This is a genomic window from Streptomyces nitrosporeus, assembly GCF_008704555.1.
Taxonomy (GTDB): Bacteria; Actinomycetota; Actinomycetes; order Streptomycetales; family Streptomycetaceae; genus Streptomyces; species Streptomyces nitrosporeus.
On sequence record NZ_CP023702.1, the window covers coordinates 6,948,549 to 6,973,700 of the forward strand.

20 protein-coding genes are annotated in these 25,152 nt (G+C 74.3%); 11 read left to right on the forward strand and 9 right to left on the reverse strand.

The window, feature by feature from the left end; all coding sequences use genetic code 11:
• Positions 1-34 precede the first annotated feature (34 nt).
• From CP967_RS30770 to CP967_RS30780, 3 genes are read right to left on the reverse strand one after another with little or no spacing between them, the layout of a single operon-like run.
• Complete coding sequence (locus CP967_RS30770; protein WP_150491104.1) at positions 35-1,249, reverse strand: thiolase family protein; 1,215 nt, start codon at positions 1,247-1,249, stop codon at positions 35-37.
• Entirely contained in the window at positions 1,246-1,893 is a 648-nt protein-coding gene (locus CP967_RS30775) for a CoA transferase subunit B (RefSeq protein ID WP_150491105.1), read from the reverse strand. The genes CP967_RS30770 and CP967_RS30775 overlap by 4 nt, the downstream gene beginning before the upstream one ends.
• Positions 1,893-2,663, reverse strand: coding sequence for a CoA transferase subunit A (locus tag CP967_RS30780; RefSeq protein ID WP_150492123.1), 771 nt, complete (start codon positions 2,661-2,663; stop codon positions 1,893-1,895). The genes CP967_RS30775 and CP967_RS30780 overlap by 1 nt, the downstream gene beginning before the upstream one ends.
• Positions 2,664-2,862: 199 nt before the next feature.
• Between CP967_RS30780 and CP967_RS30785 the strand changes: the two genes are divergently transcribed.
• Positions 2,863-4,527: an IclR family transcriptional regulator domain-containing protein gene (locus CP967_RS30785; RefSeq protein WP_229888275.1), complete on the forward strand. Its 1,665-nt coding sequence runs from the start codon at positions 2,863-2,865 to the stop codon at positions 4,525-4,527.
• A gap of 39 nt (positions 4,528-4,566) precedes the next feature.
• On the opposite strand, the gene CP967_RS30790 is transcribed toward CP967_RS30785, so the two are convergent.
• The gene (locus CP967_RS30790) at positions 4,567-6,270 is read right to left on the reverse strand and encodes a serine/threonine-protein kinase (protein WP_150491106.1); all 1,704 of its coding nucleotides are present in this window, start codon (positions 6,268-6,270) and stop codon (positions 4,567-4,569) included.
• Between the two features lie 210 nt (positions 6,271-6,480).
• On the opposite strand from CP967_RS30790, the gene tkt reads away from it, so the two are divergent.
• The 6 genes from tkt (at position 6,481) to CP967_RS30820 (ending at position 15,051) form a co-directional block, all read left to right on the forward strand.
• Entirely contained in the window at positions 6,481-8,670 is a 2,190-nt protein-coding gene (gene tkt, locus CP967_RS30795; protein WP_150491107.1) for a transketolase, read from the forward strand.
• A gap of 212 nt (positions 8,671-8,882) precedes the next feature.
• Entirely contained in the window at positions 8,883-11,594 is a 2,712-nt protein-coding gene (locus CP967_RS30800) for a cellulose binding domain-containing protein (RefSeq protein WP_341874678.1), read from the forward strand.
• A 370-nt stretch (positions 11,595-11,964) separates the two neighbouring features.
• Complete coding sequence (locus tag CP967_RS30805; RefSeq protein ID WP_150491108.1) at positions 11,965-12,663, forward strand: hypothetical protein; 699 nt, start codon at positions 11,965-11,967, stop codon at positions 12,661-12,663.
• 149 nt (positions 12,664-12,812) lie between these two features.
• Positions 12,813-13,511: a class F sortase gene (locus tag CP967_RS30810; protein WP_150491109.1), complete on the forward strand. Its 699-nt coding sequence runs from the start codon at positions 12,813-12,815 to the stop codon at positions 13,509-13,511.
• 95 nt (positions 13,512-13,606) lie between these two features.
• Positions 13,607-14,644 (forward strand): MDR family NADP-dependent oxidoreductase, encoded by a 1,038-nt coding sequence (locus tag CP967_RS30815; RefSeq protein WP_150491110.1) that lies wholly within the window; start codon positions 13,607-13,609, stop codon positions 14,642-14,644.
• A 23-nt stretch (positions 14,645-14,667) separates the two neighbouring features.
• Positions 14,668-15,051 (forward strand): MerR family transcriptional regulator, encoded by a 384-nt coding sequence (locus CP967_RS30820; RefSeq protein ID WP_150491111.1) that lies wholly within the window; start codon positions 14,668-14,670, stop codon positions 15,049-15,051.
• Between the two features lie 55 nt (positions 15,052-15,106).
• Here CP967_RS30820 and CP967_RS30825 read toward each other — a convergent pair whose 3' ends face one another.
• The gene (locus CP967_RS30825; protein ID WP_150491112.1) at positions 15,107-15,721 is read right to left on the reverse strand and encodes a DNA polymerase ligase N-terminal domain-containing protein; all 615 of its coding nucleotides are present in this window, start codon (positions 15,719-15,721) and stop codon (positions 15,107-15,109) included.
• A gap of 125 nt (positions 15,722-15,846) precedes the next feature.
• Here CP967_RS30825 and CP967_RS30830 point away from each other — a divergent pair, with 125 nt between their 5' ends.
• Entirely contained in the window at positions 15,847-16,830 is a 984-nt protein-coding gene (locus CP967_RS30830; protein ID WP_150491113.1) for an aldo/keto reductase, read from the forward strand.
• Position 16,831: 1 nt separating this feature from the next.
• Here the strand turns inward: CP967_RS30830 and CP967_RS30835 are convergent, their stop codons facing one another.
• Both CP967_RS30835 and CP967_RS30840 read right to left on the reverse strand, forming a co-directional pair.
• Complete coding sequence (locus tag CP967_RS30835) at positions 16,832-18,037, reverse strand: serine/threonine-protein kinase (RefSeq protein ID WP_229888298.1); 1,206 nt, start codon at positions 18,035-18,037, stop codon at positions 16,832-16,834.
• A gap of 396 nt (positions 18,038-18,433) precedes the next feature.
• Positions 18,434-18,940 (reverse strand): Lrp/AsnC family transcriptional regulator, encoded by a 507-nt coding sequence (locus CP967_RS30840; RefSeq protein WP_150491114.1) that lies wholly within the window; start codon positions 18,938-18,940, stop codon positions 18,434-18,436.
• Positions 18,941-19,357: 417 nt separating this feature from the next.
• Between CP967_RS30840 and CP967_RS30845 the strand changes: the two genes are divergently transcribed.
• Both CP967_RS30845 and CP967_RS30850 read left to right on the forward strand, forming a co-directional pair.
• On the forward strand, positions 19,358-20,869 hold the full coding sequence (locus tag CP967_RS30845; protein WP_150491115.1) for an FUSC family protein: 1,512 nt from the start codon (positions 19,358-19,360) through the stop codon (positions 20,867-20,869).
• A 104-nt stretch (positions 20,870-20,973) separates the two neighbouring features.
• Positions 20,974-22,035: a lactonase family protein gene (locus CP967_RS30850; RefSeq protein ID WP_150491116.1), complete on the forward strand. Its 1,062-nt coding sequence runs from the start codon at positions 20,974-20,976 to the stop codon at positions 22,033-22,035.
• 75 nt (positions 22,036-22,110) lie between these two features.
• Here CP967_RS30850 and CP967_RS30855 read toward each other — a convergent pair whose 3' ends face one another.
• Positions 22,111-23,034 carry a sirohydrochlorin chelatase gene (locus CP967_RS30855; protein ID WP_150491117.1) on the reverse strand — a complete coding sequence of 308 codons (924 nt, stop codon included), beginning with the start codon at positions 23,032-23,034 and terminating at the stop codon, positions 22,111-22,113.
• Between the two features lie 123 nt (positions 23,035-23,157).
• Positions 23,158-24,228: an N-acetylglucosamine kinase gene (locus CP967_RS30860; RefSeq protein ID WP_150491118.1), complete on the reverse strand. Its 1,071-nt coding sequence runs from the start codon at positions 24,226-24,228 to the stop codon at positions 23,158-23,160.
• A gap of 198 nt (positions 24,229-24,426) precedes the next feature.
• Here CP967_RS30860 and CP967_RS30865 point away from each other — a divergent pair, with 198 nt between their 5' ends.
• Positions 24,427-25,104 (forward strand): uracil-DNA glycosylase, encoded by a 678-nt coding sequence (locus CP967_RS30865; protein ID WP_150491119.1) that lies wholly within the window; start codon positions 24,427-24,429, stop codon positions 25,102-25,104.
• The last annotated feature ends 48 nt before the right edge of the window (positions 25,105-25,152 follow it).

A 25,152-nucleotide genomic window follows, 5' to 3' on the forward strand; every position in this document is an offset into this window, starting at 1 on the left:
GCCGCACGGCACCCGGGGGACGAGGCCGGCGGTTCTACCGTTCCAGCACCAGGGCCGAGCCCTGGCCCACGCCGATGCACAGCGTGGCGACACCGGTGCCGGAGCCGGCGGCCTTGAGCTGATGGGCGACCGAACCGGCCAGCCGCGCGCCCGAGGCGCCCAGCGGATGGCCGATCGCGATCGCACCGCCGCGCGGGTTGAGCACGGCCGGGTCCAGGCCGGGCCACTCGGCGACGCAGCCCAGCACCTGGGCGGCGAACGCCTCGTTGAGCTCCAGCGTCGTCAGATCGGCGAAGGTCCGCCCGGCCCGGGCCAGCGCCCGGTTGACGGCTTCGACCGGCGCGAGCCCGAAGTAGTGCGGCTCGTTCGCCGCCACGGCGGACGCGGTGATCCGGGCCAGCGGCTCACGCCCCGTGGCCCGCAGCCCCTCCTCGTCGGCCAGCAGCAGTGCCGCCGCACCGTCGTTCAGCGGGGAGGAGTTCCCCGCGGTCACGGTGCCGTCCTTCGCGCGGAAGGCCGGGCGCAGCTCGGCCATCGCCTCCAGCGAGGCGTCCTCGCGGACGCACTCGTCCCGGTCGACGACCAGCGGGCCGCCCTTGCGGCGCGGGACCGTCAGGGGCGCGATCTCCCCCTCGAACAGTCCCGCCGCCCGTGCGGCCGCCGCCTTGCGGTGCGAGCCGAGGGCGAACTCGTCCTGCTGTTCCCTGCTGATGGAGTGCTTCTCGGCGATCAGTTCGGCGCTCTCCCCGAGCGGCACCGTCCACTGCGGGTCCATCCGCGGGTTGACCATCCGCCAGCCGAGCGTGGTCGAGTACATCTCGGGGTGCCCGGCCGGGAAGGCCCGGTCGCTCTTGGGCAGCACATAGGGCGCCCGGGTCATCGACTCGACCCCGCCGGCCACGACCAGCGAGTGGTCGCCCAGGGCCACGGCACGCGCCGCCTGTACCACGGCCTCCAGCCCGGAGGCGCACAGCCGGTTGACGGTCACACCCGGCACCGAGACCGGCAGGCCCGCCAGGAGCGCGGCCATCCGGCCGACGTTGCGGTTCTCCTCCCCGGCGCCGTTGGCGTTGCCGAGCACCACGTCGCCGATGCGCGCCGGGTCCAGCCGGGGGGTGCGCTCCAGCAGGGCGCGGATGGCGTGCGCGGCCAGGTCGTCGGGGCGGACCGAGGCCAGCGCCCCGTTGTACCGGCCGACCGGGGTGCGTACGGCGTCGACGACGTAGACGTCGCGGGTACCGGAACTCATGCGGGGACTCCTTCACCGAGACGGACGGGGGCGGCCGTCTTCTCCAGGACCTCGGCGGCGCTCACACCGGGGGCGGTCTCGACCAGGAGCAGGCCGTCCCCGGTCACGTCGAGCACCGCGAGGTCGGTGATGACGCGGTGGACACACGCCTTGCCGGTCAGCGGGAGGGTGCACTCCCCGACGATCTTGGGACCGCCGTCCTTGGCCGTGTGCGTCATGGTCACGATGACCCGGCGCGCCCCGTGCACCAGGTCCATCGCGCCGCCGATGCCGGTCACCATCTTCCCCGGGACCGCCCAGTTGGCGAGGTCGCCGCGGGCGGAGACCTGCATGGCGCCGAGGACGGCGGTGTCGATGTGGCCCCCGCGGATCATGCCGAAGGAGAGCGCCGAGTCGAAGAACGACGCGCCCGGCCGGACGGTCACCGTCTCCTTGCCGGCGTTGATCAGGTCGGGGTCGACGTCCTCGTCGTAGGGGAAGGGGCCGGTGCCCAGGATGCCGTTCTCCGACTCCAGGACGACGTTCACCCCCGGGGGCAGGTGGTTGGGGATCAGCGTCGGCAGGCCGATGCCGAGGTTGACGTACTCGCCGTCGCCCAGCTCCGCCGCGGCCCGCGCGGCCATCTCGTTCCGGTTCCAGGCCATCAGGCGGTCCTCTCCCGCTCGGTGATCGTCCGCTTCTCGACCTTCTTGTCCGCGGCCTGCTCAGGCGTCAGGGCGACCACCCGCTGCACGAATATCCCGGGCAGGTGCACCTGGTCGGGGTCGATCGCGCCGGGTTCGACCAGCTCCTCGACCTCCGCGACGGTGATCCGGCCGGCCATGGCGGCGAGCGGGTTGAAGTTGCGTGCGGACCTGTTGAAGACCAGATTGCCGTGCCGGTCGCCCTTCGCGGCCCTGACCAGGGCGAAGTCGGTGCGGATGCTGTGCTCCAGGACGTACTCGGTGCCGTCGAACACGCGCACCTCCTTGGGCGGGGAGGCCACCGCGACCCCTCCCTCGCCGTCGTAGCGCCAGGGCAGTCCGCCGTCGGCGACCTGGGTGCCCACCCCCGCCGGGGTGTAGAACGCGGGGATCCCGGCGCCGCCGGCCCGCAGCCGCTCGGCCAGGGTGCCCTGCGGGATCAGTTCCAGCTCCAGTTCGCCGCCGAGGTACTGCCGGGCGAACTCCTGGTTCCCGCCGATGTACGAGCCGGTGACCCGGCTGATCCGGCCGGCCGAGAGCAGCACCGCCAGGCCCGAGTCCATCGCGCCGCAGTTGTTCGAGACGACCGAGAGACCGCTGACACCGCTCGCGTGCACCGCGTCGATCAGTACGTTCGGCACACCGCTGAGGCCGAAGCCCCCCACCGCCACCGACGCGCCGTCCCGCACGTCGGCCACGGCCGACGCCGCAGACGCGACCACCTTGTCCATGGGACCGTCCATCCAGTAGTGTTCGCGTAGTGAAGTTTCCTTCACTACGATGGTCGGAGTCTGCCGCCGGAACCGGAGCTCTGTCAACGGCCGCCCCCTGCCCGGCCGCCCGACGGCACCCGCCGGACGGCCCCGGGCGCGCCGGCGGCCCCGCCGCCGTACGGCGCCCGGCCGCACCCCCGCACCCGACGGAGAACCGATGCCCCCGACCCCCGACCGGCCCGGCCCGCCGCCCCCCGAGGCGGTGGCGCCCCTGATGCGCGGTATCGCCGTGCTGCGCGGGCTGACCGACGCGGACGGCACCCTCAGCCTCAGCGAACTCGAACGCGCCACCGGACTCGCCCGCTCCACCGTCGACCGGATCACCTCGACCCTCGCCCGTACGGGATACGTCCGTCTCGAAGGCCGTACGGTCACCCTCGCTCCCCGCCTGATGGAACTGGGCAACGCCTACCTCTCCTCCATCCGCCTGCCCGGACTCCTCGGCGGCGCGGTCGACGCGCTGGCCGGCGAACTCGACGAGTCCGTGTCCCTGGCCGTCCCCGACGGCACCGGCATCCGCTTCGTGCACCAGGCCACCCGGCGCCGCGCGATGTCCCTGAGCTTCCGCATCGGAGACCTGCTCCCGGCCGAACGCACCGCCCCCGGAACGCTGTTCGCCGCCGGCTGGGACGAGCGGGAGTGGGCCGCCTGGCACGCCCGGCGGGCCGCCGACCCGGACGGCACCGGCTACCCGTCCCTGCCCCGGCGCCCCGGCCACGGCGACGACACCTTCGAGGAGCGGGTCTCCAGGGCGCGGGCCACCGCCCACGCCCTGGACGACCAGCTGATCGAACCCGGCCTGGTCGCGCTCTCGGTACCGGTCCGGGGCCCGGACGGCGCCACGCTCTGCGCGCTCAGCGTCGTCAGCCACACCAGCCGGCACTCCGCGAAGGCCCTCGGCGAACGCCTGCTGCCCAGGCTCCGCCGGGCGGCCTCGGCCATGGAGGACAGGCTCCGCGGCACACCCCCGGCCCGCCCCGCCCTCCCGCCCGGCACCGGCGCCCCGGCCACCCTGGCCGCCGCCTCCAAGCAGGAACTGGGCCGGGAGTTCATCGAATCACTCGCCCGGGGGCTTTCCGCCGTCACCGCGTTCGACGGCGCGACCGCGCCCCTCACCCTCAGCGACGTCGCCCGGAGCACCGGCCTGTCCCGGGCCTCCGCCCGCCGCGCCCTGATCACCCTCGAACACCTCGGCTACGTCACCGCCGAGGGCCGTGAACACCGGCTGACCCCACGCGTCCTGGCTCTCGGCTACCCGCCCCTCTCCCGCACCACCCTGGCGCGGATCGCCGAACCGCACCTCGCCGCGCTCGCCGGGCGGATCCAGGACTCCGCCTCCCTCGCCGTCCTCGTCGAGGACTCCGTGCAGTACATCGCGCGGGCCGCCACCCACCGCATCATGAACGTCAACATCACCGTCGGCACCCGCTTCCCCGCGTACGCCACCTCGCTGGGCCGCGTCCTGCTCGCGGACCTGGCGCCCGCCCGGCTCAACACCGTGCTCGCCCACGCCGAACTGCGCCCCCTCGCCCCGCACACCCTCACCCACCGCAACGCGCTCGAAGCGGTCCTCGACCGGGTACGGGCCGAGGGCCACGCCCTGGTCGACGAGGAACTCGAAGCGGGCCTGCGGTCGCTCGCCGTGCCCGTACGCGACCGGGCGGGCACCGTCGTCGCCGCCATCAACGTGGCCATGCACAGCAGCAGCCGCACCGTCGAGGAGTGCCTCGGCCAGGTGCTGCCCCGGCTCCGGCGGACCGCCGGCGACATCGAGGCCGACCTGCACACCGCTGCCCGCTTCGCCGGGGTGGCGGTGGCCTGACGGGCCGGGAGCCCCGGGCGGGAGGAGGGCCCGGAGACCTCAGGCGTGGAAGCCGTTGCACACCACGGAGGTGTAGCGGTCGGGGGCGCCCTCGACGTGGTACAGCACCACCGTCCAGTCCCCCCGGTCCCGGCCCACCGGCAGTGCGTCGAGGGTCCGGCCGCCGAGATGGGCCCGGAAGTCCTCGGGGTAGCGCAGGACGATGGTGCCGCCCTTCGACCAGCGCGCGTAGAGGTCCACCGGCTCGCTGGTGAAACCGATGCCCTCGCTGACCTCCTTCGTCGGCAGGCCGGTGGCCGGGTCGGTCCCGTGCGGGGGCCGCACCCCCACCGCCACGTAGTAGGGGTCCGGACGCCTGCCCTGCCCCGCGTTCTCCGGGCGCAGCGTCACCGTCGCGGTGTCCGACCCCGTGGTGTGCGAGACCGACGAGTGCAGATCACCCGGCAGGGAGGTCGCCAGGCCGAGCCGGCCCAGGTCGCAGGAGCCCATCCCCTGGGCGGCCTCGTCCGGGTCCTCGGACAGGGTCCAGCGGTCCTGCGAGACCCGGTCCCCGCCCACGATGTGGTCCGGCGGACCGGCGGGGGCGGTGGCCGAGGGGGACGCGGACGCGCGGTCCGCAGGCCCGGAGGCCGCCCCGGAGGCACCCGGCCCGCCGCCCCCGTCCTCCGTACCGTCCGGCGAGGAGAGCAGCCAGCCCGCGGTACCGGCCGCGGCCATCGCGCAGACGACGGCCACCGCCCGCACCAGCCGTCCCCGGCGCCCCGGCACGGCGGGCGCCGGAGCGGCCCGCGGGGCCACCGGCACGGTCGTCGCCCCGCCGTCCGGCAGCTGCGCCGTCGGCTCCGGGGCGGCCGGCTCCGGTGCCGGCGGCTCCGGCGCGCCCCCGCCCGGCGCACCGGCGGCCTCGGCCAGCGACCGGTAGTGAGGGTCCAGCGCGATGGCCGAGTCCACCCCGCACCGCGCGATCAGCGCCGCCGGACCGGGCCGGTCCGCAGGGTCCTTGGCGACACAGCTCCGGATCAGGGCGGCGAGCGAGGGATCCGCCCCCGCCAGGTCGATGTCCTCGTGGACGGCCCGGTAACTCACCACCGCGGAGTCGCCCGTCCCGAAGGGCGGCCGGCCGGTCACCGCGTACGCGAGGGTCGCCCCCAGTGCGAAGACGTCCGCCGCGGGCCCCGCCTCGTTGCGCAGCACCACCTCCGGTGCCGCGAACCCCGGCGTCCCCGACGCCATCCCCTCACGGGTGAGCACGGTCTGGTCGAACCCCCGGGCGATCCCGAAATCGATCAGCTGCGGGCCCTGCGGCGACAGGATCACGTTCTGCGGCTTGAGGTCCCGGTGGACGACCCCGTGGGCGTGCACCGCCGCCAGCCCCTCGGCGAGGGAGGCGCACAGCAGCAGGGCGGTGGCCGGAGGGAAGGGGCCGCCCGCCCGCACCGCCCCGCCCAGCGTGGGACCCGCCACGTACTCGGTGGCGAGCCAGTAGGGGGAGGCGTCGAGGGAGGCGTCGATCAGCCGTGCGGTACAGGCGCTGCGCACGGCCCGCACGGTCTCGGCCTCCCGCCGGAACCGGGCCAGCGCCTCCGGGTGCTCACTGATCTCGTCGTGGATCACCTTCACCGCGACGAGGCGCCCGCCGGGGGACCGGCCGAGGAACACCCGCCCCATCCCTCCCGCCCCCAGGCGGGCCAGCAGCCGGTACGTACCGATGCGCTCGGGGTCCTGGGGCCGCAGATCGTCCACCGGCCCGACTCTGCCACACCCGCGCGCGGCGCAGGAGGCCTATGCGCATCCCGGTGCCCGGAGGACCCCGCCGCCGGCCCCCGCCCGCACCGCGGGGCCCCGCCAGCGGATGCGGCACGGGCCGGACGAATCGAGTATGCCAAGGGGGGCACCAGCCGTAGGACCGGTCCTCCGCACCGGGAAAGCGAACTCTCCAGGGAGACGAAAACCATGGCCCCTCAGCCTTCCCCGTCAGGCGGCACCCCGCCGCGCGACCCCTCTCTCGCCCTCCCGCAGGCAGGTGCGGCGGGGTGGACGGACGTGGATGTGCGGGCGGTGGACACCGTACGGGTCCTGGCCGCCGACGCCGTCCAGAGGACCGGTAACGGGCACCCCGGCACGGCGATGAGCCTGGCCCCGCTCGCCTACCTGCTGTTCCAGCAGGTCATGCGGCACGACCCCGCCGACGACCAGTGGCTGGGCCGGGACCGCTTCGTCCTGTCGTGCGGCCACACCAGCCTCACCCTCTACATCCAGCTCTACCTGGCCGGCTACGGCCTGGAACTGGAGGACCTGAAGGCGCTGCGGACCTGGGGCTCGGCGACCCCCGGCCACCCGGAGTACCGGCACACCCGAGGGGTCGAGATCACCACCGGCCCGCTGGGCCAGGGCATGGGCGCGGCCGTCGGCATGGCCATGGCCGGCCGCCGGGAGCGCGGGCTGCTCGACCCGGACGCCGCCCCCGGCACCAGCCCCTTCGACCACCACGTGTACGTCCTGGCGTCCGACGGCGACATGATGGAGGGCGTGGCCTCCGAGGCCGCCTCACTCGCCGGCCACCAGCGGCTCGGCAACCTCGTGGCGTTCTACGACTCGAACCACATCTCGATCGAGGACGACACCGACATCTCCTTCAGCGAGGACGTGCCCGCGCGCTTCGCCGCCTACGGCTGGCACGTGCAGACCGTGGACTGGACCCGCACGGGCGACTACGTCGAGGACGTCGACGCGCTGCTGGCCGCCGTCGAGGAGGCGAGGGCGGAACGCTCCCGCCCCTCCCTGATCATGCTGCGCACCATCATCGGCTGGCCCGCTCCCACCAAGCGGAACACCGGCAAGGCCCATGGATCGGCACTGGGCGACGAGGAGGTCGCCGGCACCAAACGGCTGCTGGGATTCGACCCCGAGGCGTCCTTCGCCGTCGAGGACGAGGTCCTCGCCCACACCCGCGCGGTCCGTGAACGCGGCCTGGCCGCGCGCGAACGCTGGACCACCGGCTACGAGGCGTGGCGGGCCGCGAACCCCGGACGGGCCGCGCTGCTGGACCGGCTGACCCGGCAGCGGCTGCCCGAGGGCTGGACCGAGGCACTGCCGGTGTTCGCCGCCGACGCGAAGGGCATGGCCACCCGCAAGGCGTCCGGCGAGGTGCTCACCGCCCTCGCGCCGGTACTGCCCGAGCTGTGGGGCGGCTCCGCGGACCTCGCGGGGAGCAACAACACCACCATGGAGGGCGAGCCCTCCTTCGTCCCCTCCGACCGGCAGACCGAGGAGTTCGCGGGAGGACCCTACGGGCGCACCCTGCACTTCGGGATCCGCGAACACGCGATGGGCGCCGTGCTCAACGGCATCGCCCTGCAGAGCCTGACCCGGCCCTACGGCGGCACCTTCCTGACCTTCAGCGACTACATGCGGCCCGCCGTCCGCCTCGCCGCCCTGATGAAGCTGCCCGCCACCTACGTCTGGACCCACGACTCGATCGGCCTCGGCGAGGACGGCCCGACGCACCAGCCGGTCGAACACCTCGCGGCCCTGCGCGCCATCCCCGGACTGGACGTCGTACGCCCCGCCGACGCCAACGAGACCACCGTCTGCTGGCGGACGGTCCTGGAACACACCGACCGGCCCGCCGGCCTCGTCCTGACCCGGCAGAACCTCCCCGTACTGGACCGCGGGGACGGAGCCCTGGCCCCCGCCGAGGGCGCGGCCCGCGGCGCGTACGTCCTCGCCCGCGAACCGGGGGACACCCCCGGGGTGATCCTCGTCGCCACGGGCTCGGAGGTCCACATCGCCCTGGAGGCCCGCACCCTGCTCGCCGGCGAGGGCCTGGCCGTACGGGTGGTCTCCATGCCCTGCCGCGAATGGTTCGCCGAGCAGTCCGCGGCCTACCAGGACGAGGTGCTGCCGCCGGACGTCCGCGCCCGGGTCAGCGTCGAGGCCGCCGTCGGCCAGGGCTGGCGCGAGGTCGTCGGCGACGCCGGCCGCATCGTCGGCCTCGAGCACTACGGCGCCTCCGCCGACTACCAGCGCCTCTACGAGGAGTTCGGCATCACGGCCGCGGCTGTCGCGCAGGCCGCGCGCGACAGTGTCCGCGACGCCGCGGGAACCGTCCCTCCCGGCGGCCGGCGGACCTCTTCCGGCTGACCGGGGCCCGCCCCGCGCTCCGGCGGCTCCCGCTCCCCGACTGTGCCGGGAGGCGGGAGCCGTCCCCATATTCATCCGATGAAACGTGTGCACGGCCCTTCTGTCTCTCTGGGGGCGGCGCTACCATCGGGATGCGCTTGGGAGCGCTCCCATGTCTGTGCCCCATTCCCCCCACCGCCCCTGCGGCGGTTCAGCTCGGAGAGGACGCTTCCGTGCGTTTAAGCACCAGACCCGTCGCCGCACTCATAGCGGCACTCGCCCTGACCGCCGGGTTGTCGATCACCGGGACCCCGGCCTCCGCGCGCTCCGATGACGCTCCCGCCGCAAGCGAAGCATCGGATGTGTCGATAGCCGCGGACACCTACACCTGGAAGAACGCCCGCATCGACGGGGGCGGTTTCGTACCCGGGATCGTCTTCAACCGGTCCGAGAAGAACCTCGCCTACGCCCGGACCGACATCGGCGGCGCCTACCGCTGGGACCAGTCGGGCAAGGAGTGGAAGCCCCTGCTGGACTGGATCGACTGGGACCGCTGGGGCTGGACGGGCGTGGTGAGCCTCGCCTCCGACACGGCCGACCCCGACAACGTGTACGCGGCCGTGGGGACGTACACCAACAGCTGGGACCCCACCAACGGCGCGGTCCTGCGCTCCTCGGACCGCGGCGCCTCCTGGAAGGCGACGACCCTCCCCTTCAAGCTGGGCGGCAACATGCCCGGACGCGGGATGGGCGAGCGGCTCGCCGTCGACCCGAACAAGAACTCCGTGCTCTACCTGGGCGCGCCCAGCGGCAACGGACTCTGGCGGTCCACCGACTCCGGGGCCACCTGGTCGGAGGTGACGGCCTTCCCCAACCCCGGCGACTACCAGGCCGACCCGGCCGACACCAGCGGCTACGGCAACGACAACCAGGGCATCGTCTGGGTCACCTTCGACGAACGCTCCGGCACCGCGGGCAGCGCCACCCAGGACATCTACGTCGGCGTCGCCGACAAGGAGAACACCGTCTACCGCTCCACGGACGGCGGTGCCACCTGGTCCCGTATCGCGGGCCAGCCCACCGGTTACCTCGCGCACAAGGGCGTCCTCGACTCGGGCACCGGCCACCTCTACCTGACGCTGAGCGACACCGGCGGCCCGTACGACGGCGCCAAGGGCCGGATCTGGCGGTACGACACCGCGACCGGCGCGTGGCAGGACGTCAGCCCGGTCGCGGAGGCCGACACCTACTACGGCTTCAGCGGCCTGTCGGTGGACCGGCAGGACCCCGGCACCCTGATGGCCACCGCCTACAGTTCCTGGTGGCCGGACACCCAGATCTTCCGCTCCACGGACAGCGGCGCCACCTGGACGCAGGCATGGGACTACAGCGGCTACCCCAACCGCTCCAACCGCTACACCCTGGACGTCTCCTCCGTCCCCTGGCTCAGCTGGGGCGCGAACCCCGCACCGCCGGAGACCGCGCCCAAGCTGGGCTGGATGACGGAGTCGCTGGAGATCGACCCCTTCGACTCGGACCGGATGATGTACGGGACCGGAGCCACGGTCTTCGGCACGGAGAACCTCACGGCCTGGGACTCGGGCTCCCCCTTCACCATCACCCCGATGGTGAAGGGGCTGGAGGAGACCGCCGTCAACGACCTGGCCAGTCCGCCCTCCGGCGCGCCTCTGCTCAGCGCGCTCGGTGACATCGGAGGCTTCCGGCACACCGACCTCGACGAGGTGCCGGAGCTGATGTACACCTCGCCGAACCTCGACTCGACGACCAGCCTGGACTTCGCTGAGGCCTCGCCGGACACGGTCGTACGGGTCGGCAACGCCGACGAGGCCCCGCACATCGGGTTCTCCACCGACAACGGCGCCAACTGGTTCCAGGGATCGGAGCCTTCCGGCGTCACCGGCGGCGGCACGGTCGCGGCGGCGGCCGACGGCAGCGGCTTCGTCTGGAGCCCCGAGGGAGCGGGCGTCCACCACACCACCGGCTACGGCAACTCCTGGACCGCGTCCACCGGCATCCCGGCCGGAGCCACGGTCGAGTCCGACCGGAAGAACCCGGAGAAGTTCTACGGCTTCAAGGCGGGCACCTTCTACGTCTCCACCGACGGCGGAGCCAGCTTCACCGCCGCGGCCACCGGACTGCCCGCCGAGGGCAACGTCCGCTTCAAGGCGCTGCCCGGCACCGAGGGCGACATCTGGTTCGCGGGGGGCTCGGCCGGCGGCACGTACGGGCTGTGGCGCTCCACGGACTCCGGCGCCACCTTCACCAGGTTCACCGGCGTCGAGCAGGCGGACAGCGTGGGCTTCGGCAAGGCGGCGGCCGGAGCGTCCTACCCGACGGTCTTCGTCAGCGCGAAGATCGGCGGCGTACGCGGCATCTTCCGGTCCACCGACACCGGGGCGACCTGGACGAGGATCAACGACGACGCCCACCAGTGGGCGTGGACCGGCGCCGCGATCACCGGCGACCCCAGGGTCTACGGCAGGGTCTACGTCTCCACCAACGGGCGCGGCATCCAGGTCGGCGAGTCCTCGGACAGCGACGGCGGAGGCACCGACCCCGGCACGGACCCGGGCACCGACCCCGGCACGGACCCGCCCGGGGACGCCACCTGCTCGGTGACGTACACCGTCACCAACCAGTGGTCGGGCGGTTTCCAGGCCGATGTGAAGGTCACCAACACCGGCAGCACCGCGTACGACGGCTGGCGGCTGGGCTGGACCTTCCCGGGCGGGCAGCGGATCGGCCAGATGTGGAACGCCACCCACCAGCAGGACGGCGCGAAGGTGACCGCCTCCAACGTCGCCTGGAACGGTACCGTGGCGCCCGGGTCCTCCGCGGGCTTCGGCTTCACCGGCAGTTCGACGGGTGACAACGCCGAGCCGACGGCGTTCACCGTGGACGGTGAGGCCTGCACCGTGGAGTGACGCGCGGTCGGACGGGTGGTTGAGGTCTGCGTCGTCCGGCACGCGGGGCGGGGCCCGGCAGCAGTGGCTGCCGGGCCCCGCCGTCTTTCCCCATCCCCCGGCGGGGAAGGGGAACTGACGCCCGGTCGGGTCGCTCGCCCCCTCCACCGGGGATCGTCCGCGGCCCAAACATGCCGTCGGCGTGGCGTGCCGTCCAACGGGTGACATCCGGCGTGCTGTCACACGATGGGCCCATGGAGCCGCCCCCGTGCGGCGCTCTCCGGTGGTGGGCCGCGGAGTTTGAGCTGACGGTGGATCACGTCGCCCCTGCGAATCCGATGTGCAGGCATTCCGCCCGCCGTCGCAGGAGTGGCGGAAGGACTGTGTATCCATGCGCTCTGCCCGCACCCTGTTCGCATCGGCCGCCGTCACGGCGGTCCTCGCGGTCTCCGTTCCCGCCGCATACGCCGTGACCTCGGCGGATGACTGGGACAAGGACAGCGGAACCTCCAGCAGCAGCAACGACGACCGCGACAAGCCGGACTCCTGGGAGCACGAGAAGCCCGAGGGCGGCGTCCACACCGGTGGCGGTGCGCTCGCCGGCATCTTCTCGGGGGACTGGGAGAAGGACGGCAACGGCGACGGCCGTGAGAAGCCGGAGTCGTGGGAGCACGAGAAGCCCGAGGGCGGTGTCCACACCGGTGGCGGTGCGCTCGCCGCTCTCGTCTCGTCGGACGACTGGGAGAAGGACGAGGAGTCCGGCTCGGCCGGTGACGACCGTGAGAAGCCGGAGTCGTGGAAGCACGAGAAGCCGGAAGGCGGTGTCCACGCCGGCAGCGGTGCGCTCGCCGCTCTCGTCTCGTCGGACGACTGGGAGAAGGACAAGGAGTCCAACTCGGCCGGTGACGACCGTGAGAAGCCGGAGTCGTGGAAGCACGAGAAGCCCGAAGGCGGCGTCCACACGGGTGGCGGCGCGATGGCGCTCTCCGGCGGCGGGCTGGCCGCGGGGTCGGTGCTGATGCTCGGTGGCCTCGGAGTCGCCGCGTACCGGATGCGCCGCCGCAACGCCACGGGCACGGCAGCCGCCTGACGCCGCCCCGCACCGCTCGATGGATCTGTCGTGGCCGCCGTCCTCTCCGGGCGGCGGCCGCGCCGGTTTCCGCAGCACCTTTGGCCGTACCGCTCTCCCCACGGCTCCCGACCGCACCGCACGTCCCGCACACGAAAGGCAGCACGCGCATGGCCGCCCCGCAGCCGTCCGAACCAGACTCCGCACGCCCCTCACTCGGCCGGTCCCTGCTGTGGCCGGCCGCGGCGGTGGGGCTGGGCTTCCTCCTCGTCCACAACTCCCTCGACGCCTCGGCCGGGGTCCCACCGCCGTCGCCCGCGGTGTCCGCCCCCGCCCGGCCGGCCCCGTCCGGCCCGGCCCCCTCCTCATCCCCCTCCTCCGGGACCGTGGCCAACCCGGGGCTGCCGCGGTCCGAGCCCTCGCGGATCTCGATCCCGGAGATCTCCGTCGACGCGCCGTTCACCCCCCTCTCCATCGGGCCCTCGGGACAGCTGAACGCACCGCCGGCGAACGACCCGAACCTGGTCGGCTGGTTCAAGGACGCCGCCACCCCGGGCGAGCGGGGCACCTCCGTGGTCGCCGGACACGTCGACACGAAGACCGGCCCGGCGGTCTTCCTGCTCCTGCGCACCCTCGAGGCCGGGAACACGGTGGACATCACCCGGGAGGACGGTGTCGTGGCCACCTTCAAGGTCGACTCCGTCGAGACGTTCAGCAAGGCCGACTTCCCCGACGACCGGGTCTACGCCGACAACGGCACCGCCCAGCTGCGGCTGATCACCTGCGGCGGCGAGTACGACAGGAAGGCGAAGGACTACAAGGACAACGTCGTGGTCTTCGCCCACCTGGTCAACGGGAAGAGCGCGTGAGGAACCGGGCTTGCTCCTGACGCGCGGGTGAGGGTTTAACCTCCGCCTGCCTCCGGCCGACCGCCCGGGGGCAGGCCCGCAGACGAGGAGCCCTCATGACAGCCCGGCCGCCCCTGCCCCCCGAGTCCCGCGAAGTCCGCCTGGTCTCCCTCCCCGACGGGCTGCCGCGCCCCGAGCACTTCCAGGTCGTCGGAACACCGCTGCCACGGCCCGCTGCGGGCGAGGTGCTGGTGCGCAACCGGTGTTTCCAGGTGTTCCCGGCCCTGCGTACGGTCATCGGCGGCGGCCTCCAGGACACCCCCTTCCCGGCGCTGATGCCCGGGGACACCCTGTTCGGCGCGGCCGTCGGAGAGGTGGTCGCCAACCCGGGGCCCGGCGGACCGCCGGTCGGTACGTCCGTCTTCCACTACTTCGGCTGGCGTGAGTACGCGGCCGTGCCCGCGGCGGGGTGCGTCCCGCTGGACGGAAGCCTGCGCGAGCCGGTGGAGTACCTCTCCCAGGGGGCCCTGGCCTACGCCGCGCTCACCCGCGGTGCCGGACTGCGGCCCGGGGACACGGTGTTCGTGGCCGGAGGGGCGGGTTCGGTCGGCTCGACGGCGGGCCGGACCGCCCGGCTGCTGGGAGCGGGGCGGGTGATCGGGAGCACCGGCTCACCGGCCAAGGCGCGCACGATGACCGGAAGCCTCGGTTACGACGCCGTCGTCCTCAGGGAACCCGAGCGGACCTTCGCGGCCCGGCTGGCCGAAGCGGCCCCCGGGGGCATCGACGTCCTCGTCGACATGGTCGGTGGCGCGCAACTGCGGGCCGCGGTCGAAGTGGCCCGGCCCGGGGCGCGGTTCGCCCTGGTCGGCGCGCTCTCCGGACAGCTGGCCCCGGACGGGGACGGCACCACGGCCCCGGTCGGGCTCGACTCGTACCAGCTCGTCGTCAAACGGATCACGATGCGGGGGATCAGCGGCCTCGACCACCCGGAGGTCCAGGAGGAGTGGAACCGGACGTTCGGCGGATGGCTGCGGTCGGGGGAGATCACCTTCCCCCATGTGCGGATCGCGGGCATGGACGGGGCCGCACGGGCGTTGCACGAAGTGATCGGCGGTCGCCATCTCGGGACCGTCGTGGTCACACTCACCTGACCACGGGACACCGGGGGTGGCGGATGCGGATCGGTGACGCGGCGGCAGCGGCGGGCACGACACCCAGGGCCCTGCGCTTCTACGAGGAGCGGGGGCTGCTGCCCCCGCCGCCGCGGACCACGACGGGCCAGCGCGACTACGGCGCCCGGGACGTCGCCAGGGTCCGGGTGATCCGCGAACTGCTGGCACTCGGGCTCACGGTCGGGGACGTACGGCACTGCTCGGACCGGCTGGACCTGCTGGCCGACGGGGGGCCGAGGCAGTGCGCGGCTCCCGCGGGGAGGGGAGCGGGGAACGAGGGGGTGGCCGCCCGGCGGCTGGCCGCACTCGACGCGGAGATCGCCCGTCTGACCCGGCTGCGGGAACAGCTCGCCGCCCGGATCGCCGGGCCCGCAGCCGCGCGGTGAGGCACGGTCCGGTGCCCGCAGGCCCGGTTCCGCGTCTTCGCGGCGGTCGCGGAGGTCAGTCGGCCGTGCCCGTACGGCGCGCGGCCGTGGCCACCTGGTGCAGGGTGCGGCCGGTGCGGGCCGAACGCGCGTGGTGCGGATCGGGTGTACCCGGCCGGCCGTGCACGGCCAGCCGGTCGTCGGCCTTGATCAGCAGCCATGTCTCCGGGCCGGGACCTCCGTCCCCTTCGCCCATGTGGAAGCGGGTCAGGGCGAACTCGCCGTGCAGCTTCGCCCCGTCCAGCCAGAACGTCGCGTGGCCGCGCTCCAGGGACTCCGCGAACGGGATCGGGACACCGTCCGGCGCGTGCCCCAGGGGCCGGTAGGTCCCCTGGTCCCAGACGATGACCGTGCCGCTGCCCTGCTCGTCCCGGGGGATCACCCCTTCGAAGGTGCGGTACTCCAGCGGATGGTCGTCCGTCGGCACGGCCAGCCGCTTGTCCCGGGGGTTGTCCGACGGACCGCGTGGCACCGCCCAGGATCTGAGCACGCCGTCCACCTCCAGACGGAAGTCGAAATGCATCCGCCGGGCGTCATGGATCTGCACCACGAAACGTCGTGCGCCGTCACTGCTCACGTTCCTGCTCCTTCCGCCCGGTGATGCCCCGGTCGGACGGTGAGCACCCGGCACGGCAGGCGCCGCGCGGGCACCGCTTGTGTCCCTGCCTCCCACTGTGCGGCCGCCGGCCGGGCGTCGCACGACGGCGCGGACACCGCCCGGCCACCGGGAGCCGTCGCAGCCGTAGCATCATCCGCATGGAGCAACGCATACTCGGCAGGACCGGCCGGAACGTATCGGTCGTAGGACAGGGCACATGGCAGCTCGGCGGGGACTGGGGCGAGGTGGGGGAAGCCGACGCCTTCGGCGTGCTGGACGCCGCCGTGGCGTCGGGCGTGACCTTCTTCGACACGGCCGACGTGTACGGGGACGGCCGCAGCGAGCAGCTCATCGGCCGCTACCTGAAGGAGCGCCCCGACGCGGGCGTCTTCGTCGCGACGAAGATGGGGCGGCGCGCCGACCAGCTCCCGCAGAACTACGTGCTCGACAACTTCCGTACGTGGAACGACCGTTCCCGCGCCAATCTCGGTGTGGACACCCTGGACCTGGTGCAGTTGCACTGCCCGCCGACCCCGGTCTACTCCCGTGACGAGGTCTACGACGCGCTCGACACGCTCGTCGCCGAACAGCGGATCGCCGCCTACGGGGTGAGTGTCGAGACCTGCGCGGAGGCGCTCACCGCCATCGCGCGGCCCGGCGTCGCGAGTGTCCAGATCATCCTCAACCCGTTCCGCCTCAAGCCGCTGGACGAGGTGCTGCCCGCCGCCCTCGCGGCCGGGGTCGGCATCATCGCGCGGGTACCGCTCGCCTCCGGACTGCTCTCCGGCAGGTACACGGCCGACACCGTCTTCGCCCCCGGGGACCACCGCACGTACAACCGCCACGGCGAGGCGTTCGATCAGGGGGAGACCTTCTCCGGCGTCGACTACGCGACCGGGGTGGCGGCGGCGGCCGAGTTCGCGGGGCTCGCGCCCGAGGGGGCCACCCCGGCGCAGACCGCGCTGCGCTGGATCGTCCAGCAGCCCGGTGTCACCAGTGTCATCCCCGGCGCGCGTGCGGTGGAACAGGCCCGGGCCAACGCCGCGGCGGCCTCACTGCCCCCGCTGCCGCAGGAGACCCTGGACGCGGTGCGGGACCTGTACGACCGGCGGATCCGGGCCGGGGTCCACGGCCGCTGGTGACCTATTCGTCCTCGTCGGGCTCGTCCTCGTCGGGCTCCCCGGGCCCGCTGCCGGCCGGGTCCCCGGCGGCGGGGGAGCCGACCTCCGCCGTCGAGGAGGGGGAGGGGTCCTGGACGTCCGCCTTCCCGGAATCCGGTGCGAACAGGACCGTACCGAGATACACGGCGGCCAGGAAGGCGATCGTCCCGGCGACGGCGCTCGCCACACGGGGCCTGCGCCGGATGGCCTCACCGGTGCTGCGCCTGCGGGCGGGCACCGGTCCCGCCGCCCGGGACGCGGGGGCCGCCCGTCTGCGGCCCGAGGGCTGGGGCAGCCGGTACGTCGCCACGCCCCCGGCCGTCGCCGGCGTCCCGGGCACCGCGGGCGCGGAGGGGACCGGGGCGGCGGGGGCCGCGGGGACGGCCGGGGGCACGGCGGACGGGATGTGCGGCGGCAGCGGCTCGGGCTGTCCGCGCCACGCGTCGGTACGGAACCAGTCGGACACCTGCTCCGCGCTCGGCCGGTCCTCCGGCTGCTTCGCCAGCAGACCCAGCAGATAGGCGTCGAAGGCGGGGGAGATGTCGACCCCGCACTGCCGTACGGGCACCGGCGGGGTGTCCACGTGCATGTACAACGTCGCCGTCGCGGTGTCCGAGCGGAACGGCGGGCGCCCGACCAGCAGCTGGTAGATGACGCAGCCCAGCGAGTACATGTCCGAGGCGGAGTCGGCGGTACGGCCCAGCGCACGCTCGGGCGCCAGGTACAGGCTCGTTCCGACGATCTGGCCGGCACCCGTCAGTGCCGTGGACGGGTCGTCGACGAACTGCGCGATCCCGAAGTCACCGATCTTCACCGACCCCTCGGCGTCCAGCATCAGGTTGCCCGGCTTGATGTCGCGGTGGACGATGCCCTGGCGGTGCGCCGCGGCCAGCCCCGCGGCGGCCTGGCCGGCGATCCGGGCGACCTGCTCGGGGTGGACCATCTCCTGGGTCTTCAGCAGGTCGCCCAGGCTCTGCCCCTCGACCAGCTCCATCACCAGGTAGAAGCGGTCCTCCCACGAGCCGAAGTCGAAGACCGCCACGAGGTGGGGGTGGCTCAGGCGCGCGGCGGTCTGCGCCTCCAGGCGGAACCGGGCGGTCGAGGACGCGTCCGCGTGGTCGCCCAGCAGCAGTTTCACGGCCACCGCCCGGCCCAGCACCTCGTCCGTGGCGCGCCACACCTCGCCCATACCGCCACGGCCGATGGGGGATATCAGCCGGTACCGTCCAGCAACCAGCACCTGTGCACACCAATCTCGTCCTGTGGCCCGCTCTTCCGACTGCCGCGGCGGCGACCTCATCGGGCCCGGCGGCTCGGTACGGTGCGTCGGGGTGCGCGGCATGATCAGCTTATCGGTCCCGGACGGCTCGCTTCGCCCGGGCGTCCTTCCGCCGGTCCCGGGGTGCGCCGTGCCGGGCGGCCGGCGGATCCCCCTGCCGTCGCGGACCCGAACTCCCCCTGGCCGACGGGGAGAAGGCGAGCCGCCGTGGCCGGAGCCGCCGCGTCGGCGGGGCCTTCGCCACCGCCGGCGGAACCGGGGCGGGAGGGTGCGCGGGACCTTCGCGGGGAGCGGTGCGGGAGCCGGTCAGGCACCGGCCGCCGGAGAGCCGGGCCGGGGCCGGCCGACGGCCCGGCCCACCGCCTCCACCAGCGGCAGCACCCGGTGCGGAACGCGTTCGCGCAGCGCCACCTCGGTCCGTGTCCTGACCACGCCCGGCACCTGGATCAGCTGCTGGATCACGTCCTCCAGGTGGCCGTTGTCCCGGGCCACCACCCGGGTCAGCAGATCGCCCCCGCCCGTGGTGGAGAACGCCTCGATGATCTCCGGTACGGCCGCGAGGGCCTCGCCGACCTCGTCGAGGCGGCCCTGGGTGACCTCCAGATGGACGAAGGCCAGCACCGGGTGACCGAGCGCGGACGGCGAGAGCGACGGCCCCGTGCCGGTGATCACCCCGTCCCGTTCCAGCCGGTCCAGCCGGGCCTGGAGGGTGCCGCGTGCCACGCCGAGGATGCGCGCGTACTCCCGGACGCTGGTGCGTGGCTGCTCGATGAGCAGCCGCAGGATACGGGTGTCGAGGGCGTCCACCGCCATGTCCGGCTGCCTCCTGCCGTGTCCGGGCTCTGCCGCCCTCCTGCCGCCGGTGCAGCTTATCGGCGCCGGGGGCCGGGGGCGGACTCGCCGTGACGCGGCCGCCGGCGCGGAGGGCGAGGCATGCGGCCGGGAGCCGGGGCCGGCCGCCGGGGCACGCGCAGGGCAGGCCCCGGAGCCGGGGGCGGTGGCCGCCGTTCGCGCACCGGTGGTGCCCGGGGTTGGTCCGTTGGCTCTGCCGCGGCCGTGGGAGACGAGAGGATCATGGGCCATTGGTCCAATGAAATTGGTTTCAGTTGAACCATCAGCCCCGCGGATGCTCAGATATATCCGTCGATGGCGCTGCGCGTTCCCCTCCGGGAGCTCTGCGGCGCCTTTCTCATGTCTGCGCGGGCTTTCTGCGCGAAAGGGCGGGACACCTTGCTGAAGAGGGCGTTCGTCGCACAGGACCCGGGGCTGATGCGACTGCGGTCCGCCTCCCGGGCCGTGCTCGGCATCGGGCTCGCCGTGGCGCTGTGCGGGGCTGCCGGGCACTCGGCGGAGGCGGCCGTCACGGGCGGCCTGGCCGCGCTGCTCGCCCTGTTCACGGTGACCGACCCGACGGTGCGCGGGCAGGCGGTCACGACCGCGCTCCTTCCCGTCGCCGGCCTCCCGGTGCTCACGCTCGCCGCCGTGCTGCACGATCTGCCCCTCGCGCGTGACCTGGTGTTCCTCGCCGTCGTCGGGGCGGGGGTGTACGCCCGGCGGTGGGGGCCCCGCGGGCACGCGCTGGGCGTGTTCGGCTTCATGGCCTACTTCTCCGCCCAGTTCCTGCACATCGTGCCCGGCCGGCTGCCCGAGCTGTACGTGGCCGTACCGCTGTCCCTCCTCGCGTCGTCGGTGGTGCGCTTCGGGGTGTGGTGCTACGAGCGGCGCATCGCGGCGCCCGTGGCGGTCGCCCTCTTCGACGGGGCGACGGGGCTCGGGCGGATCACGACGCGGCAGGCCGTGCAGGCGACGGCGGGGGCGGGGTTCGCGCTCCTGGTGGGCCAGGTGCTCTCCGGCGAACGCTGGTACTGGGCGGTCGGCGCCACCTGGTGGGTGTTCGTGGCCACGACCTCGCGGGGCGAGACCGTCGTGCGCGGGTTCAGACGCTTCCTGGGTACGGTGCTCGGAATCGGTCTGGGCTTCGCGGTGGCCCTGCCGCTGCACCATGAGCCGGTGGTGGCCGCCGTGGTCGTGGCGGTGAGCGTGTTCGGCATCTTCTACACCGCCGCTGTCTCCTACACCTGGATGATGCTGGCCGTGACCGTGATGGCGAGCATGCTGTACGGGCTGCTCGGCGTGCTCGACGCGGGTCTGCTCGTGCTGCGGGTGACCGAGACGGCGGCCGGGGCGCTCGGCGCCGTGCTGGCGGTGCTGTTCGTGCTGCCGGTGACCACGCACTCGGTGACCGAGGCGTGGGTGGAGAGGGCGCTGAGGTGCGTGCGCAGCTGCACGGCGGAGGCCGCCGCCAGGCTCGCCGGGGGCGAGGACGCCGACCCGCCCTCGCGCGTCGCCGAGCTGGAGGCGATCCTCGGCCGGATGCGCCTGTCCCTCGCGCCGCTGGTGCATCCGCTCAATCCGGTGAGGGCCCGCAAGCGGCGGGCGCGGCGGGTACTGGCGCTGCTCGACGACTGCGCCCGCGAGGTGCGCGGCCTGGCCTTTGTCGCCGCCGACCCGGAGGCCTCGCACGATGCCCGGCTCGCCGCGGCCTGCCGGCGGGTGGAGACCGCCGTCGAGGCGCTCACCGACGCACCGGCTGCCGGGCGGCACCTCCTCCCCGGCGATGCGCCGGCCGCGGAGCCGGCGGGCGCATCGCCGGTGCTCGCCCACCTCCACGCGCTGGAGCGGGCCCTGCACGAGCTCGCCGTGCCCCTGCGGAGGCCCGGCCGGATTCCGGCCGGCGCCTGAGCCCGCGGACACCCCCGCACACCCGACCAATTGGTCTGGACCAAAAAGGGCTGCCTGCTACCGTCGAAGGGAAGATCACGGCGGATGCGAAGAGGGGTAGCGCGATGGATGACAGCAGTGCGGGACGGGCGTACATAGGGTCCTTCACCTCGGCCGGCGGACACGGCGTCACCGCCGCCGCCGTCGACCGCGGGACCGGACGGCTGACCCTGCTCGGGTCGACGGACGCGGTCCCCGACCCGTCCTTCCTCGCCGTCGGCGACTCGGCGGCCGGTGACCGGGTGCTGTACGCGGTCAGCGAGACCGGCGACGGTGCCGTCGCCGCGTTCGCGACCGACGAGGAGGGCGCCCCCCGGCCGCTCGGCGAGGTGCGGCCGGTGAACGGGAGCGGCCCGACCCATCTGGCCGTCACCGACGGCCATCTGCTCACCGCCAACTACGGCTCCGGGAGCGTCACCACGCTGCCCCTGCGCGGCGACGGCACGCCCGGACCGGCCGCCTGCGTGTTCCCGCACGGGGGGAGCGGCCCCGACACCGGCCGCCAGGAGGCGCCGCACGCGCACCAGGTGCTGCCGGACCCCTTCGGGGCATGGGTGCTCAGTGTGGACCTGGGCACGGACTCCGTACGCGTCTGCGCGCTCGACGCCCGCACCGGGGAGCTGAGGCTCCACGGGGAGACGGCCCTGCGGCCGGGGACCGGGCCGAGGCACCTGGCCTTTCACCCGTCCGGGCGACACGCCTACGTACTGAACGAGCTGGAGCCCACCGTCACGGTGTGCCGCTGGGACCCGGAAACCGGCGTGCTCGACCCCGTCGGTGAGACGGCGGTCCTGCCCGACGGGGCCGGGGAGGAGGTGCGCACCTACCCGTCCGAGATCGTCGTCTCCCCGGACGGGCGGTTCCTGTGGACCGCCAACCGCGGCCACGACAGCATCTCCGTCCTCACGCTCGACGAGACGGCCGAGAAGCCGGTCCTGGCGGCGACCGTGGGCTGCGGCGGGCGCTGGCCGCGCGATCTCACCCTCGACCCGACCGGGCAGTGGCTGTACGCGGCCAACGAGCGCTCCGGGAACGTCAGCTGGTTCGCCGTCGACGCGGAGACGGGCGTCCCGGTGCACACCGGTTCGGCCGAGGTCCCGGCGGCGTCCTGCGTGGTCTTCGTCTGAGCACACGGGCGGCACGGGCGGCACGGGCGGCACGGCCCCGGCGGAGCCGGGCGTGCCGCCCGGTACGGCACCGGTTCAGTGCGCCGGGGCGCCCTGCGGGGTCGCCGGGGTGATCCCGAGCGCGGTGGCGTACAGCGAGAGGACCAGCTTGCCGATGGCCGGGTAGGCGCCGAGCGGCTCGGCGGCGGAGCAGCCGGCCTCCTTCGCGGCGGCCTCCAGGAGCCCGGGGTCGACCTCCGGGCCCACCAGGTACGGAGCCAGCGCCAGCTGCGCGGAACCGGAGTTCTGCAACTGCTCGGCGACCGAGGCCACCGAGCCGTCCACGTCCAGGGCGGCGGCCATCACCGGCACCGCGAGACGGGCCGCCAGCAGCATCCCGGTGATCCCGGCGGCCCGGACGGCCTCCTCCCCGCCGACCGTGGCCAGCACGATGCCGTCGGCGGCGGTGGCCACGGTGAACAGCCTGGCGCGGTCGGCGCGCGCCAGCCCGGCCTCCGAGAGGCGCACGTGCAGTGCCTCGGCGAGCAGCGGGTGCGGGCCGAGCACATCGGTCAGCTCGACCTGCGTGCCGCTGTCCATGACGGCCTGCCGTATGCGCCGGGTGACGGCGCTGTCCGGCCCCGCGAGGAGCGGGACCACGACGGCGGACGGGCCCTCGGGGGCCGGGACCTCACGGCCGGCGGCGACGGCCTGCTCGTAGCGCGCGGTGCGCTCGGCGGCGGCGCCGGTGAGGGCGGCGGCCAGCGTGGGGTACCCGTCCTCGCCGCCGTCGAGGTAGCCGATCTGCGCGTCGAGACCGGGAAGCTCGGAACGGGCGATGCTGATGACCTCCTCGGCCAGGCTGCGCGTGGCCGAGGAAGGAGGACCGGGGACGGCGAGAACGAGCGCCGCAGCGCCTTCGGGTGCGACCACGGGCTCCGGGCGGCGGTGCCGTCCGGACTGGCGAGGTCGCGGCATTCGTACTGGCAGGCCGGAAGCGGGCCCAGTGGGGGTGCTCATGGCGCCGCATGCTACTGGTTTTGGGTACCCCTCTGTTCGGGGAGGGGGTGGTCGGGCGTCATCTGTCCGCTTATGTCTGTTGAGCGGCAAAGGCCGTGTACGGGACGCCCGTCCGCGCGGCTCCTACGCCGTGCCGGGCAGGAACAGCAGGGTGGGATGGGACGGCAGCCGCAGCCGGTCCCCGGCCAGGGCGCGGGCCGTCTCCACCGCCCCCTCCAGGGGGTCGCCGTCCGCGCGTACGACCCGGGCCTGCGGCACCTGCCGGGCGAACTCCTCGCGCAGCGGGGCCAGGAGCGGCTCACCCATCTTGAACAGTCCGCCGGTCAGGGCCACTTCGTACGGTTCGTATGTTTTGTGCGGCTCGCGCGGCCCGTGCGGGGCGGCGGGTGCGTGCGGTTCCCCGGCGGCGAGGCGCGGTCCTTTGGGGCGGGGCGGCGGGCAGACGGCGGCCGCCGCCTCGGCGATGTGCGCCGCCGCCGCCCGCAGGATGCCCGCCGCGACCCCGTCCCCGGCCGCGCAGGCCGCCACCTCGGGTGCGAAGGAGGCGAGCAGCGCGGGCCGGTCGGTACGCGGGTAGAGCAGGCCGGGCAGACCGGATGCCGGGCCGAACACCGCCTCCAGCCGGGCCAGCAGGGCTCCCGAACCGCCGCGCCGACCGTCGTGGGCGCGCATCGCCGCGTCGAGCCCGGCCCGGCCGATCCACGCGCCGCTGCCGCCGTCGCCCAGCAGATGCCCCCAGCCGTCGGCCCGGCGCCAGGTGCCGAGATCGGTGCCGAGGGCGATCAGGCCCGTACCGCCCGCGACGACCGCCCCCGGCCGCTGGCCGAGCGCGCCCGCGTACGCGGTCACCGCGTCGGCGGCCAGCGCCACCCGGCGTACGCCCAGCGCACCGGCGAGCGCGGCGGGCACCTCCGCGCGCAACCGGTCGCCCAGCGTGGCCATCCCGGCGGCGCCGACCGCCGCCGCGACGACCCTCGCGCCGGGGGCCTGACGCGCCAGCAGTTCCCGTGCCACCGGCAGCACCTGCTCCAGCAGGTGCCCGGCGTCGATGCCGGCCGGCCCCGTCCGCACGGGCCCGGCGCAGGCCGCGGTGGCGAGGGGCCGCCCGGCGCCGGTCCCCGCGAGTGCGACCCGCAGACCGGAGCCGCCGGAATCGACACCGAGGACGACCTCCTCCCCGTCCCCGGCGCTCACGCCGGCCGCCCGGCGCCGGGCGGCGGGGGAGTGGCCGGGCACGGGGTCCCCCCGTGCCCGCGTGAGCGACTGGGCGACCTCATGGACCGGCTCCGGAGGGGAAGAAGGGGCGGGACGACGAGGGCACCTTAACCCCGCTCCGCTCCGGGGGACCCGGCTGATCGTCACTGTCCTTGTGGGCCGGTAGGGTGACGGACTGTGGCAGCACGACCGTTGAACGAACTTGTCGAGCCCGGCTGGGCCGAGGCGTTGCGTCCCGTCGCCGGACAGATCGCGGCGATGGGCGATTTCCTGCGCGCGGAGATCGCGGCGGGCCGTACCTACCTCCCCGCCGGGGCGAACGTACTGCGCGCCTTCCAGCAGCCCTTCGACGACGTACGCGTCCTGATCGTGGGTCAGGACCCCTACCCCACCCCGGGGATGGCCATCGGCCTCAGCTTCGCCGTGGCGCCGGACGTGCAGCGGCTCCCGGGCAGCCTGGAGAACATCTTCAGGGAACTCCACGGCGATCTCGGCCTCCCGCGCCCGTCCAACGGCGATCTGACGCCCTGGACCCGGCAGGGCGTCCTGCTGCTCAACCGCGCGCTGACCACCGCGCCGCGCAAGCCCGGCGCGCACCGCGGCAAGGGCTGGGAGGAAGTGACGGAGCAGGCCATCCGCGCCCTGGTCGCACGCGGCAAGCCGCTGGTGTCCGTCCTGTGGGGGCGGGACGCCCGCAATCTGCGGCCGCTGCTCGGCGACCTGCCGGCGGTCGAGTCCGCCCATCCGTCCCCGATGTCGGCGGACCGGGGCTTCTTCGGCTCCCGGCCCTTCAGCCGCACCAACGACCACCTGGCCCGTGCCGGGGCGCAGCCGGTCGACTGGGCCCTGCCCTGAGGGCTGTCCCGTAGGCTCCGGACCGGCGGCGCCCGCCGCCGAGGTGGA

Bases quoted from the DNA above. Each gene is read 5' to 3' on its own strand.
- CP967_RS30770 (WP_150491104.1), bottom strand. From the start codon at position 1,249: ATGAGTTCCGGTACCCGCGACGTCTACGTCGTCGACGCCGTACGCACC.
- CP967_RS30775 (WP_150491105.1), bottom strand. From the start codon at position 1,893: ATGGCCTGGAACCGGAACGAGATGGCCGCGCGGGCCGCGGCGGAGCTG.
- CP967_RS30780 (WP_150492123.1), bottom strand. From the start codon at position 2,663: ATGGACAAGGTGGTCGCGTCTGCGGCGTCGGCCGTGGCCGACGTGCGG.
- CP967_RS30785 (WP_229888275.1), top strand. From the start codon at position 2,863: ATGCCCCCGACCCCCGACCGGCCCGGCCCGCCGCCCCCCGAGGCGGTG.
- tkt (WP_150491107.1), top strand. From the start codon at position 6,481: ATGGCCCCTCAGCCTTCCCCGTCAGGCGGCACCCCGCCGCGCGACCCC.
- CP967_RS30805 (WP_150491108.1), top strand. From the start codon at position 11,965: ATGCGCTCTGCCCGCACCCTGTTCGCATCGGCCGCCGTCACGGCGGTC.
- CP967_RS30810 (WP_150491109.1), top strand. From the start codon at position 12,813: ATGGCCGCCCCGCAGCCGTCCGAACCAGACTCCGCACGCCCCTCACTC.
- CP967_RS30815 (WP_150491110.1), top strand. From the start codon at position 13,607: ATGACAGCCCGGCCGCCCCTGCCCCCCGAGTCCCGCGAAGTCCGCCTG.
- CP967_RS30820 (WP_150491111.1), top strand. From the start codon at position 14,668: ATGCGGATCGGTGACGCGGCGGCAGCGGCGGGCACGACACCCAGGGCC.
- CP967_RS30830 (WP_150491113.1), top strand. From the start codon at position 15,847: ATGGAGCAACGCATACTCGGCAGGACCGGCCGGAACGTATCGGTCGTA.
- CP967_RS30835 (WP_229888298.1), bottom strand. From the start codon at position 18,037: ATGGGCGAGGTGTGGCGCGCCACGGACGAGGTGCTGGGCCGGGCGGTG.
- CP967_RS30840 (WP_150491114.1), bottom strand. From the start codon at position 18,940: ATGGCGGTGGACGCCCTCGACACCCGTATCCTGCGGCTGCTCATCGAG.
- CP967_RS30850 (WP_150491116.1), top strand. From the start codon at position 20,974: ATGGATGACAGCAGTGCGGGACGGGCGTACATAGGGTCCTTCACCTCG.
- CP967_RS30855 (WP_150491117.1), bottom strand. From the start codon at position 23,034: ATGAGCACCCCCACTGGGCCCGCTTCCGGCCTGCCAGTACGAATGCCG.